The organism is Bradyrhizobium manausense, assembly GCF_018130615.1.
GTDB classification, from domain to species: domain Bacteria; phylum Pseudomonadota; class Alphaproteobacteria; order Rhizobiales; family Xanthobacteraceae; genus Bradyrhizobium; species Bradyrhizobium manausense_A.
Window position 1 is genome coordinate 286,883 of record NZ_JAFCKB010000001.1, and the last position, 11,965, is coordinate 298,847.

General features: G+C 64.5%; 13 protein-coding genes. 9 read left to right on the top strand and 4 right to left on the bottom strand.

Features of this window, described 5'->3' with window-relative positions; all coding sequences use genetic code 11:
• Nucleotides 1-66: 66 nt before the first annotated feature.
• Nucleotides 67-672: a nucleotide exchange factor GrpE gene (gene grpE / locus JQ587_RS01390; RefSeq protein WP_212301922.1), complete on the top strand. Its 606-nt coding sequence runs from the start codon at nucleotides 67-69 to the stop codon at nucleotides 670-672.
• Nucleotides 673-805: 133 nt separating this feature from the next.
• On the opposite strand, the gene pncA is transcribed toward grpE, so the two are convergent.
• Complete coding sequence (gene pncA, locus JQ587_RS01395) at nucleotides 806-1,528, bottom strand: bifunctional nicotinamidase/pyrazinamidase (protein ID WP_212301923.1); 723 nt, start codon at nucleotides 1,526-1,528, stop codon at nucleotides 806-808.
• A 269-nt stretch (nucleotides 1,529-1,797) separates the two neighbouring features.
• Nucleotides 1,798-2,736, bottom strand: a complete 939-nt coding sequence (locus JQ587_RS01400) for a hypothetical protein (RefSeq protein ID WP_212424190.1) — start codon at nucleotides 2,734-2,736, stop codon at nucleotides 1,798-1,800.
• Nucleotides 2,737-3,133: 397 nt separating this feature from the next.
• Between JQ587_RS01400 and dnaK the strand changes: the two genes are divergently transcribed.
• From dnaK to JQ587_RS01440, 8 genes are all read left to right on the top strand, one after another.
• A complete protein-coding gene (gene dnaK / locus JQ587_RS01405; RefSeq protein WP_212301925.1) occupies nucleotides 3,134-5,035 on the top strand; it encodes a molecular chaperone DnaK in 1,902 nt (633 codons plus the stop codon).
• A 245-nt stretch (nucleotides 5,036-5,280) separates the two neighbouring features.
• On the top strand, nucleotides 5,281-6,414 hold the full coding sequence (gene dnaJ / locus JQ587_RS01410) for a molecular chaperone DnaJ (RefSeq protein WP_212301926.1): 1,134 nt from the start codon (nucleotides 5,281-5,283) through the stop codon (nucleotides 6,412-6,414).
• A gap of 93 nt (nucleotides 6,415-6,507) precedes the next feature.
• Nucleotides 6,508-7,107, top strand: coding sequence for a class I SAM-dependent methyltransferase (locus JQ587_RS01415; protein WP_212301927.1), 600 nt, complete (start codon nucleotides 6,508-6,510; stop codon nucleotides 7,105-7,107).
• Nucleotides 7,108-7,164: 57 nt separating this feature from the next.
• The gene (locus JQ587_RS01420; protein WP_212301928.1) at nucleotides 7,165-7,743 is read left to right on the top strand and encodes an NADPH-dependent FMN reductase; all 579 of its coding nucleotides are present in this window, start codon (nucleotides 7,165-7,167) and stop codon (nucleotides 7,741-7,743) included.
• A 6-nt stretch (nucleotides 7,744-7,749) separates the two neighbouring features.
• Nucleotides 7,750-8,460, top strand: coding sequence for an orotidine-5'-phosphate decarboxylase (pyrF, locus tag JQ587_RS01425; protein WP_212301929.1), 711 nt, complete (start codon nucleotides 7,750-7,752; stop codon nucleotides 8,458-8,460).
• A 22-nt stretch (nucleotides 8,461-8,482) separates the two neighbouring features.
• Nucleotides 8,483-8,794, top strand: a complete 312-nt coding sequence (locus JQ587_RS01430) for a DUF1330 domain-containing protein (RefSeq protein ID WP_212301930.1) — start codon at nucleotides 8,483-8,485, stop codon at nucleotides 8,792-8,794.
• Nucleotides 8,795-8,970: 176 nt separating this feature from the next.
• Entirely contained in the window at nucleotides 8,971-9,789 is an 819-nt protein-coding gene (dapB, locus tag JQ587_RS01435; RefSeq protein ID WP_212301931.1) for a 4-hydroxy-tetrahydrodipicolinate reductase, read from the top strand.
• Between the two features lie 19 nt (nucleotides 9,790-9,808).
• The gene (locus tag JQ587_RS01440) at nucleotides 9,809-10,432 is read left to right on the top strand and encodes a 2,3-bisphosphoglycerate-dependent phosphoglycerate mutase (protein ID WP_212301932.1); all 624 of its coding nucleotides are present in this window, start codon (nucleotides 9,809-9,811) and stop codon (nucleotides 10,430-10,432) included.
• A 42-nt stretch (nucleotides 10,433-10,474) separates the two neighbouring features.
• Here the strand turns inward: JQ587_RS01440 and JQ587_RS01445 are convergent, their stop codons facing one another.
• Nucleotides 10,475-11,371 (bottom strand): methylated-DNA--[protein]-cysteine S-methyltransferase, encoded by an 897-nt coding sequence (locus tag JQ587_RS01445; RefSeq protein ID WP_212301933.1) that lies wholly within the window; start codon nucleotides 11,369-11,371, stop codon nucleotides 10,475-10,477.
• A gap of 56 nt (nucleotides 11,372-11,427) precedes the next feature.
• Entirely contained in the window at nucleotides 11,428-11,946 is a 519-nt protein-coding gene (locus tag JQ587_RS01450; protein ID WP_212424191.1) for a DUF2244 domain-containing protein, read from the bottom strand.
• Nucleotides 11,947-11,965: the final 19 nt, after the last annotated feature.

Sequence of the window (11,965 nt, forward strand, 5' to 3'; positions counted from 1 at the left end):
TCAGCGCCCGAAGCACGATATCCGGGCCAGAAAACCTCCCCTTGAGACGAGTTTGAGAAGCAGCCGATGACCGATCCAACCCGGCAACCCGAAGACACGGCCGCGCCGACCGGCGAGCCCGTGGTGTCGAAACCCTACATCATGCCCGACGATCCCGAGCCCGGCTCGGTCGAGCTGCTGCAGAAGGAAGCCGCCGAAGCGCGCGACCGCATGCTGCGGACGCTGGCCGAGATGGAGAACCTGCGCAAGCGCACCGCGAAGGAAGTCGCTGACTCCAAGCTCTACGGCGTCACCGGCTTTGCCCGCGACGTGCTCGACATCGCCGACAATCTTCAGCGCGCGCTCGATGCCGTTCCGGCCGACGCTCGTGCCGCCGCCGATCCCGGCCTGACTGCGCTGATCGAGGGCGTCGAGCTCACCGAGCGCTCGCTGCTCAACGCGCTGGAAAAGCACGGCGTGAAGAAGTTCGATCCGCAGGGCCAGAAGTTCGACCCGAACTTCCAGCAGGCGATGTACGAAGTGCCCGATGCGTCGGTGCCTGCAGGCACCGTCGTGCAGGTCATGCAGGCCGGCTACACCATCGGCGAGCGCGTGCTGCGCCCGGCGCTGGTCGGTGTCGCCAAGGGCGGTGCAAAGCCCGCGCCCGCGGCCAACAACAACGAAGCGAACTGAGCGGCGTCAAAGTAGGTGGCGTCATTCCGGGGCGATGCGGAGCATCGAACTATGGTGCGCAATTGCGCACCTGAGAATCCCGAGATTCCGGGTTTGGCTCTGCGAGCCGCCCCGGAATGACTGCGCAAGAGTCTTACGCGCTGACCGCGATATCCGCAGACTGAATCCGCTTCACGCCGGCCTTGGCCATGTCGGCCCAGGCCTTTGCGAGCGAGCCCTGATTGTCGATGCCGCGGCAGGCGTCTTCCACGACATAGACCTCAAAGCCCGCCTTGCGGGCATCGAGCGCGGTCCAGGCGACGCAGAAGTCGGTGGCGAGACCCGCAACGAAGACGCGCTTGATCTTGCGTCCTTTGAGATAGCCGGCAAGTCCCGTCGACGTCTTGCCGTCGGCTTCGAGAAACGCCGAATAGCTGTCGACGTCCTTGTGAAAACCCTTGCGGATGATGAGCTCGGCCTGCGGGATCGAAAGGTCCTTCGAGAGCGAGGCGCCGTCGGTGCCCTGCACGCAATGGTCGGGCCACAGCACCTGCTTGCCGTAAGGCAGGTCGATCGTTTCAAACGGCTTCTTGCCTGAGTGCACTGACGCGAACGAGACGTGGCCGGGCGTGTGCCAGTCCTGCGTCATCACCACGTTCGAGAACGCCTTCGCCATCTTGTTGATCACGGGCACGACCTGCTCGCCTTCCTTCACCGCGAGGCTGCCGCCCGGCAGAAAGCAGTTCTGCACGTCGATCACGAGCAATGCGGATGTGTCGTCCGGTTTGATCGAAGCCGCTGCGAAAAGCGCCGATGGAGCGAAGCTCGCGAGCGCCGTGGTCCCCAGGGCCGCCAAGATTTGTCGTCGATCGAGCATTGTCCGCCTCCCTCCAGGATAGTCTCAAGTTGATCCAATGGAGGGAAGCCTAGTTCCGTTCGTGTACGAACGAAAGCCTGAAAATGCAGCCGGGTTTGGTGAGAGGTTGGGCTGCCAATTTCTCGTCGTCCGGCGAAGGCCGGGACCCATACGCCGCAGCAATAGTTTTGCGAGGCTTCGGAGTTACCAGTTCGTCCTGCAACCACTCCCTGTGATTATGGGTCCCGGCCTTCGCCGGGACAACACCGAGTTTGCTGGACGAGCGCGCCTTAGCCCTTCGGCTGGATGCCGTCGCGCACGGCGCGGAAACGGGTGAAGGCGTCCGACCATTGGTCGCGTGGCGCGCTGGCGATGATGCGCAGCGAGGTGCCGCCGCCGAAGCGGATCCACTGCACCACCGTCACCGGGGTCTTGTCCTTGCCGCTGATGCCGTCGATCCGGGTCTCAAAGCCCGGCTGGCCATTGATACGGATCGGCTCGGACATGGTGACACGGGACTCGCGCACGCCGGGGATTTGCATCGCAGCTTCCTGGGCGAAGCGGGCGCGGTCGTCGGTCTGCTGCGGGGTCGCGCCGATCAGGCCGAGGATCATGAACGGCTTCGATTCGTAGCCCGAGCTCTCGTTGCCGTCGGCCAGGATGATGCTCGCGCCCGGCACCAGCGTACGGACGTCCTTGAAGCCAGCCAGATCGGTGATCTTGAACGGCAACAGCCCGATCTGCTCGTCCGCCGACACCTCTTTGCGGATGGTGGCGGTCGCAAACATCTGCCGCACCGCCTCGTCGGTGTAGATCTTCGAAGCGTTCTCGGGGACCTGCACCGCGACATAGCCGGAGAAGCCGGTGCCCGGCACGATCATCGAATAGCGCTTCACCGGCGCGTCGCCGGCTTTGCCGCTTTCGGTGGTAAAATAGGCAAGGCCCGCGGGTGTCTCGATCTTGTCCGGCTTGATGCCGTTGGCGCCGGCTGGATTGGTGTTGAAGGCACTGACGACCTCGTTATAGGCCGCCGGCGGCAGCTCGGTGATCAGCACCTTGACGCTGCCGTCCTCGTTCTCGAAGCCCGGGAAGGTCTTGGCCTTGCTGAGGCCGACCAGCGGCACCATGCCGAGGCGCAGGCCGGGCGGGTAGACGGCGTCGGCCGCAAGCGCCGGAAAGGCGGAGACAACGAGAAGAGCGAGCGCGGCGAGGGGGCGGGTCAGCTTCATGGGCACTCTGTTTGGTTCACATTGAGGCCGTTCGATGGTCGTCCACCGGGCCGCTTTGTCGCGCGAAGCAGCCCCTTGACGAGGCTGTCCGGCCGGTCAGCCTTTTAACGGGTTTGCCGCGCCGGCAACAGGGCGGGCCGGATCACGTTGGTCGGACGGGCAGATAGCCGAACCTGTTAATAAATCCTCACCCGCAAGTACGGTGAAGCCCGGATAGGATCTTCCAAAACCCAATGTTTTCACGGCCGAAACTTGCGTTCGGTCCTTGCGGCCCCCTCCCCCCCTCCTATATGAGCCTCAATCATCGCAATATCGCGGATGTTTGATCTTAGGGGGTTTCGGTTCGGGTGCCTTCTGGGCCCAGCCAACCTGCCGCAAAAAGAAGGATATCAGGACCATGGGAAAGGTCATTGGGATCGACCTCGGCACCACGAATTCGTGCGTCGCCGTGATGGATGGCAAGAACGCCAAAGTTATCGAGAATTCCGAAGGCATGCGCACGACGCCTTCGATCGTCGCCGTGACGGACGACGGTGAGCGCCTCGTCGGCCAGCCCGCCAAGCGCCAGGCCGTGACCAATCCAGAGCGTACGTTCTTCGCAGTGAAGCGCCTCATCGGCCGCCGCTACGACGACCCGATGGTCGAGAAGGACAAGAAGCTCGTTCCGTACAAGATCGTGAAGGCTTCCAACGGCGACGCCTGGGTCGAGGCCGACGGCCAGACCTATTCGCCCTCGCAGGTCTCCGCTTTCATCCTGCAGAAGATGAAGGAGACCGCGGAAGCCCATCTCGGCCAGAAGGTCGACCAGGCGGTCATCACCGTTCCCGCCTACTTCAACGACGCCCAGCGCCAGGCCACCAAGGACGCCGGCAAGATCGCGGGCCTCGAAGTGCTGCGCATCATCAACGAGCCGACTGCGGCGGCGCTCGCCTATGGTCTGGACAAGACCAAGACCGGCACGATCGCCGTGTACGATCTCGGCGGCGGCACGTTCGATATTTCCATTCTCGAAATCGGCGACGGCGTGTTCGAGGTGAAGTCGACCAACGGCGACACCTTCCTCGGCGGCGAAGATTTCGACATGCGCCTCGTCGGCTATCTCGCCGATGAATTCCAGAAGGAGCAGGGCATCAACCTGCGCAACGACAAGCTCGCGTTGCAGCGCCTGAAGGAAGCCGCTGAAAAGGCCAAGATCGAGCTGTCGTCGACGACGCAGACCGAGATCAACCTGCCCTTCATCACCGCGGACCAGACCGGCCCGAAGCATCTGACGATGAAGCTCACCCGCGCCAAGTTCGAGGCGCTGGTCGACGACCTCGTGCAGAAGACGGTCGAGCCCTGCCGCAAGGCGCTGAAGGATGCCGGCGTCACCGCCGGTGAGATCGGTGAAGTCGTTCTGGTCGGCGGCATGTCGCGCATGCCGAAGGTCCAGGAAGTCGTGAAGCAGCTGTTCGGCAAGGAGCCGCACAAGGGCGTCAATCCGGACGAAGTCGTGGCGATCGGTGCCGCGATCCAGGCCGGCGTGCTCCAGGGCGACGTCAAGGACGTGCTGCTGCTCGACGTGACCCCGCTGTCGCTGGGCATCGAGACGCTGGGCGGCGTGTTCACCCGCATCATCGACCGCAACACCACGATCCCGACCAAGAAGAGCCAGGTGTTCTCGACCGCCGAGGACAATCAGAACGCGGTCACCATCCGCGTCTTCCAGGGCGAGCGTGAAATGGCGGCCGACAACAAGATGCTCGGCCAGTTCGACCTGATGGGCATTCCGCCGGCTCCGCGCGGCATGCCGCAGATCGAGGTGACCTTCGACATCGACGCCAACGGCATCGTCAACGTCTCGGCCAAGGACAAGGCGACTGCGAAGGAGCAGCAGATCCGAATCCAGGCCTCCGGCGGTCTGTCGGAAGCCGACATCGACAAGATGGTCAAGGACGCCGAGGCCAATGCCGCGGCCGACAAGCAGCGCCGCGAGGCGGTCGATGCCAAGAACCATGCCGACGCGCTGGTGCACTCCACCGAGAAGGCGCTGGCCGAGCACGGTTCGAAGGTCGCCGAGACCGAGCGCCGCGCCATCGAGGACGCCGTCAGCGACCTCAAGGAAGCGCTGAAGGGCACCGATGCCGAGGCGATCAAGGCCAAGACCAACACGCTGGCCCAGGCCTCGATGAAGCTCGGTGAAGCCATGTACAAGCAGCAGGCCGAGGCCGATGCGGCCAAGGACGCTGCGAAGGACGACGTCGTCGATGCGGAATTCACCGAAGTCGACGACGACAAGAACAACAAGAAGTCCGCATAAGCCCCAAGAGGGTCATGATGCGGACGGCTTGGACCCTACACGCTTCTACAGCCTCCCCCTTCCGGGGGGAGGCTTTCGTGTCGGGCTCGATGGGCGGCGCGCCCGTTACGATCAATCAATTCCCAGCCGTTATGCTCAATGCTGCCATGCAGCCCTCTGCCGTGACGCGGAAGGCTGCCTATATCGTCGCGTGGCGACGTTGTTTCGCTCCGACTTGAATCGCGATCGGATAGACCGAGTCAGACATGTCCACGTCCACCAAGCGCTGCTACTACGAAACCCTCGAAGTCGAACGCACGGCCGACGAGGGCAAGCTGAAATCGTCGTTCCGCAAGCTGGCGATGAAATTCCATCCTGACCGCAATCCCGGGGACGACAGCAGCGAGGTCAAGTTCAAGGAAATCAACGAGGCCTACGAGGTCCTGAAAGACAAGGACAAGCGCGCGGCCTATGACCGCTTCGGCCATGCCGCCTTCGAGCAGGGCGGTCCCGGCGGCGGCGCCGGTTTCGGCGCGGGCTTCGCCTCTTCTTTCTCCGACATTTTCGAGGACCTGTTCGGCATGGCCGGGCAGCGCGGCCGCGGCGGCCGCGAGCGTGGCGCCGACCTGCGCTACAACATGGAAATCACCCTCGAAGAGGCCTTTGGCGGCAAGACCGCGCAGATCGAGATTCCCGTCTCGGTCACCTGCGAGGCCTGCTCGGGCATCGGCGCGAAGGCCGGCACCAAGCCGAAGACCTGCTCCCACTGCGGCGGCGCCGGCCGCGTGCGACAGTCGCAGGGCTTCTTCACCCTCGAGCGCACCTGTCCCGGTTGCCAGGGCCGCGGCCAGATGATCGAGGACGCCTGCCCGTCCTGCTCGGGCCAGGGCCGCGTCACGCGAGAGCGCACGCTGTCGGTCAATATTCCGCAAGGCGTCGAGGACGGCACCCGGATCCGGCTTGCCGGCGAAGGCGAGGCCGGGGTGCGCGGCGGCCCGCCCGGCGACCTCTACATCTTCCTGTCGCTGGCCCAGCACCAGTTCTTCCAGCGCGACGGCGCCGACCTGCATTGCCGCGTGCCGATCTCGATGGTGACCGCGGCGCTCGGCGGCGAGTTCGAAGTGCCGACCATCGACAAGGGCAAGGCCAAGGTGAAGGTCCCCGCCGGAACCCAGTCCGCCCGCCGGTTCCGCATTGCATCAAAGGGTATGCCGGTGCTGCGCTCGCGCCAGATGGGCGACATGTATGTCCAGGTCGTGGTCGAGACTCCGCAGAACCTCACCAAGAAGCAGCAGGAGTTGCTGGCCGAGTTCGAAAAACTCTCCTCCGGCAACACCCAGCCGGAATCCGAGGGTTTCTTCGCCAAGGTCAAGGATTTCTTCGGTAATCGGGCGAGCTGACCCGGCTTGACCGTATCGCCTTCGGCCTATACGTCTTTATGACCATTTTCTGACACGCCGCGGTCACGCGGTCCCGTCCCGTCCGGTCCAGACATGCCATTGCCGTCGTCCGCGCGTGCGTTGAAGAAGCCCCGTCTTGATGACGAGGTGCGTTTTCTCAGATCGTGGATCGAAAAGCCCCTCCACATGGGCGCGGTGATGCCGTCGGGCAAGCTGCTGGCCCGGACCATGGCCCACTACGTCGAGATCGATTCGGACGCTCCGGTTGTCGAGCTCGGGCCCGGCACGGGGGCCATCACCTCGGCGCTGGTCGAGCGCGGCGTCGACCAGAAGCGCCTCGTCCTCGTCGAATACAATCCAGGCTTCTGCGCGCTTTTGCGCGACCGCTATCCGCAGGCCAAGGTTGTGCAGGGCGATGCCTATCGCCTCCGCGACACGCTCTGGAATGTCCTGAGCGCTCCGGCTGCTGCCGTCGTCTCCGGCCTGCCGCTCGTGACAAAACCGATGCTGACGCGGCTGCGGCTGATCCGCGATGCCTTCACGGCGCTCGCGCCCGGCGCGCCCTTCGTCCAGTTCACCTATGCGGTGGTGCCGCCGATCCCGAAATCGCTGCCCGGCGTGTCCACAGAAGCCTCGGAACGGATCTGGATGAACCTTCCGCCGGCCCGCGTCTGGGTGTATCGCAAGGACTAATTCCGCCGGCTTCCTTCTATGCGCGGCGGGCTCGTTTCGCCGAACGTATGGAAGAGGATGTCAGCCCCGAAGATCCTGGTCATTCCCGGCTCGCTGCGCACCGGCTCGCACAATGTGAAGCTGGCGGCGGTCGCCAGCTATGAATTCGCCCAGGCCGGCGTTGACGTCACCCGCATCTCGCTCGCCGATTTCCCGCTGCCGATCTACGACGGCGATCTCCAGGCCAAGTCCGGCGTCCCGAAGCACGCCATCAATCTCAAGCGCATGATCGGTGCGCATCATGGCGTGCTGATCGTCTCGCCCGAATACAACGCTTCGGTGCCGCCGCTGCTGAAGAACGCGATCGACTGGGTCAGCCGCGTGCAGGATCCGCACGAGGCACGCGGCGACGTGTTCCGCAACCGCGCCTTTGCGCTCGCCGGTGCTTCGCAGAGCCGGCTCGGCGCGGCGCGCGCGCTCCAGGCGTTGCGGCTGATCCTGACGTCGTGCCACGCCAACGTGATCGCCAGCCAGTTCACGCTGGCCTTTGCCGACCAGGCCTATGACGATATGGACAGGCTCAAGACCCAGGCCGACAGCGACGGGCTGAAGGAGATGGTGCGCCAATTGATCGACATTTCTCAACGCATGATGTGAGGTGACATGACGCCAGCCAAAATCGCCCCGAAGGACCGCCTGATCGTAGCGCTCGATTTACCCAGCGTCGATGCCGCGGAGGCGATGATCGCAAGGCTTGGCGAAAGCGTCACCTTCTACAAGATCGGCTATCGGCTCGCTTACGCCGGCGGATTGCCTCTCGTCACCAAGCTTGCCGACAGCGGCAAGAAGGTCTTTCTCGATCTCAAGCTGCACGACATCGGCAACACGGTGGCGCAGGGCGTCGAAAGCATCACCAGGCTCGGCGCGACGTTCCTCACCGTGCACGCGTATCCGCAGACCATGAAGGGCGCTGTGGAAGGTCGCGGCAGCTCGAAACTGAAGCTCCTCGCCGTCACGGTGCTGACCTCGTACAACGAGGACGATCTGCATGCGGCAGGCTACCGGCTCGGCGTCTCCGAACTCGTCGAAGCGCGCGCGCAGCAGGCGCAGGTGCTCGGGATCGACGGGCTGGTGTCCTCGCCCGAGGAAGCGGCAAGCCTGCGCAAGATCGTCGGCCACCAGATGCACCTCGTCACGCCCGGCATTCGCCCGGCGGGTGCGGCAACCGGCGACCAGAAGCGCATCATGACGCCAGGTCGCGCCATTGCCGCAGGCGCGGACTATCTCGTCGTCGGTCGGCCGGTGGTGGAAGCCACCGACCCCAAGGCAACGGCAGACGCAATCCAGGCCGAGATCGCGCAGGCGCTCGGCTAACGAACAAACAAGGAGAAGAACAATGGCAAAGGGCTACTGGATCGGGCGCGTCGACGTGAGCAGTGACGAGGGCTACAAGCCCTATGCCGTCGCCAACGGTCCGATCTTCAAGAAATGGGGTGGCCGCTTCGTGGTCCGCGCCGGCAAGTTCACCACGGTCGAGGGCGCCAGCCGCACCCGCAACGTCGTGATCGAATTCCCGGACTACCAGACCGCGATCGCCTGCTACAACTCGCCGGAATACCAGGCCAACATCAAGGTGCGCCAGCCGCACTCGATCGCCGACCTCATCATCATCGAGGGCTATGACGGCCCGCAGCCGTCGGACGGCTGAGGCTCAATGTCATTCCGGGATGGTCCGAAGGACCAGACCCGGAATCTCGAGATTCTCAGGTGCGCAACTGCGCACCATAGTTCGATGCTGCGCATCGCCCCGGAATGACGGAGGTGTCCCCTCTCGGTTGCCGGAACTGCATCCCGCCGCTACAACGGCCGTGAGAGGATCATACCATGTCCGATATGCGCTTGATTGTAGCCGGAGCCGGCGGCCGGATGGGCCGCGCGCTGGTGCGGGCGATTGCCGAGAGCAAAGGCGCGGTGCTGGCGGGCGCCCTGGAGGCGCCCGGCTCGGAGCTGCTCGGCAAGGACGCCGGCGTGCTCGCCGGCCTGCCGGCCAATGGGATCAAGGTGTCCGCCGATCTCTGGGCGATGTCGAAGGACGCCGACGGCATCCTCGATTTCACCGTGCCGGCGGCGACCATCGCCAATGTCGCGATCGCGGCCGAGCGCGGCCTCGTCCATGTCATCGGCACCACCGGGCTTTCGGCCTCGGACAACGCCGTCATCAAGAGCGTCACCAACCGTGCCGTCGTCGTGCAATCCGGCAATATGAGCCTGGGCGTCAATCTGCTCGCCGCGGTGGTCAAGCGCGTCGCCAAGGCGCTCGACGAGAGCTTTGACATCGAGATCGTCGAATCCCATCACCGCATGAAGGTCGACGCGCCCTCCGGCACCGCGCTGATGCTGGGCCAGGCGGCAGCTGCTGGTCGCGGCATCCCGCTGGACGACGAGCATTCGGAGCGCGGTCGCGACGGCATCACCGGCGCGCGCAAGCCGGGCGCGATCGGCTTTGCCTCCTTGCGCGGCGGCACCGTCGCCGGCGAGCACAGCGTCACCTTTCTCGGCCCGTTCGAGCGGTTGACGCTGTCGCATCTCGCCGAAGACCGCATGCTGTTCGCACACGGCGCGCTGAAGGCGGCGCTATGGGCGCACGGCAAGAAGCCGGGGCACTACTCCATGGCCGACGTGCTCGGCCTATCCGACATCTAGACAACACGGAAAGCAGTTGATGAGCGAACGTCTTCTTGTGCTCGTGCGCCACGGCCAGAGCGAATGGAATCTGAAGAACCTGTTCACCGGCTGGAAGGATCCGGACCTCACCGAGCTCGGCGTCAAGGAAGCAAAGGAGGCCGGGCGCAAGCTGAAAGCCCAGGGCCTCGTGTTCGACGTTGCCTACACCTCGGTGCTCACACGCGCGCAGCACACGCTCGACCTCATTCTCGACGAGCTTGGTCAGACGGGCCTGCCGACCTCGAAGGACCTCGCGTTGAACGAGCGCGATTATGGCGACCTCTCCGGCCTCAACAAGGATGACGCGCGCAAGAAATGGGGCGAGGAGCAGGTCCATGTCTGGCGCCGCTCCTACGACGTGCCGCCGCCCGGCGGCGAAAGCCTCAAGGACACGCTGGCACGCGCATTGCCGTACTATGTGCAGGAGATCCTGCCCGGCGTGCTCAACGGCAAGCGCACGCTGGTCGCCGCCCACGGCAATTCGCTGCGTGCGCTGATCATGGTGCTGGAAAAGCTCTCGCCCGAAGGCATTTTGAAGCGCGAGCTCGCGACGGGGGTGCCGATCATCTACCGCCTCAATGCGGATTCGACGGTGGCGTCGAAGCTGGATCTGGCGGGTTGATTTTCTTCGCCTCTCCCCGCGTGCGGGGAGAGGGAGAAGAATTCACTGCATCCCAAGCTGTCCGGCTTCCCAGCCCAGCATCGCCTGCTTGCGGGTGATGCCCCAATGGTAGCCGGTGAGCGTGCCGCTCTTGCCGAGTGCGCGGTGGCAGGGCACGACGAAGGAGACCGGGTTCTTGCCGACCGCAGCACCAACGGCGCGCGAGGCCTTCGGGCTGTTGATGTTGCAGGCGATGTCCGAATAGGACACCGCGCGGCCCATCGGGATCTTCAGCAGCGTCTCCCACACCCGCACCTCGAAATCGGTGCCGATCATGACGACGCGTAGCGGCTGATCCGGGCGCCACAGTTTTGTGTCGAAGATGCGCGCTGCAAGCGGTGCGGTGCCTTCGTGATCTTCAACGTAAGTCGCGTTCGCCCAGCGCCGCGTCATGTCCGCGAGCGCGGCCTTTTCCTCGCCGGGATCGGCAAAGGCGAGACCTGAGAGACCGCGATCGGTCGCAATCACGATCGCGGTGCCGAAGGGTGAGGGATGGAAGCCGTAGCGCAGGGTGAGTCCGGCGCCGCCGTTCTTCCATTCGCCCGGCGACATGGCTTCGTGCGTGACGAAGAGATCGTGCAGCCGGCCCGGACCTGAGAGCCCTGAGTCGAGCGCGGCGTCGAGGATGCTCGCGGAGTCCCGCAGCAGCCCCTTGGCGTGATCGAGCGTGAGCGCCTGCATAAAGGCCTTCGGCGTGATCGAGGCCCAGCGGCGGAACAGATGGTGCAGCTCATCCGGCGTGACGCCGGCCGCATCCGCCATCGCCTCGATGGTCGGCTGCGTCCGCCAGTTCTCCGAGATGAAGGCGATCGCCCGGCGCACCGAATCATAGTCGCGCAGCGCGGCGTTCTGGGAGCCCGGCCTGGCCAGGCGCTGGTCATGGATTGCGAGTGTCATCATGAGTGGAAATGTAGGCGCGGGAGGGTAGCGAAACCACCCGATTTCCGACCGGCCAATCAGGTCACCGGGTTGTAGGTCGGGCCTCGCCTGGCGGCGTTCAGCGCCTCAACCAAGCCTTTGTAAAAACTTGCTTTTTCGTCAGGTCCGAGGAACCTGGCAATCTGGATCTGGTGGCCGCGCGAGATCAGATAGAGATGCTCGATGCCAAAGTCCTCGTCGACCTCCATGTCGAGGCGGACCCAGAGCGGGTTGAAGGTCCATTCGGCGACCTGGCCGCGATGGCTGATGCGCCGCACGCGCAGCTCGGAGGTCGTGACGGTGATCTCCTCGCGCGCCCGCCCGGTGCGGAAATTGACCTTGAAGGCCCACCAGACGACGAGCACGTCGAGGCCGAAAAAGCCAAGCACCGGCCAGGCGCCTTTCATCAGGAAGACGAGTCCAGTGGCGAAGCTGACGACGCTCAGGAACAGCATCACCGCAAGAAAGCCGGTGCGGTTCAGCGAGCGATGCGGCGTCAGCAGCGCGGAGAAGATCTGCACCTCGCTGTCGCGCGCAATTTCGTTGCCTGTGCTCATCGTCCCTCAGTATATCCCG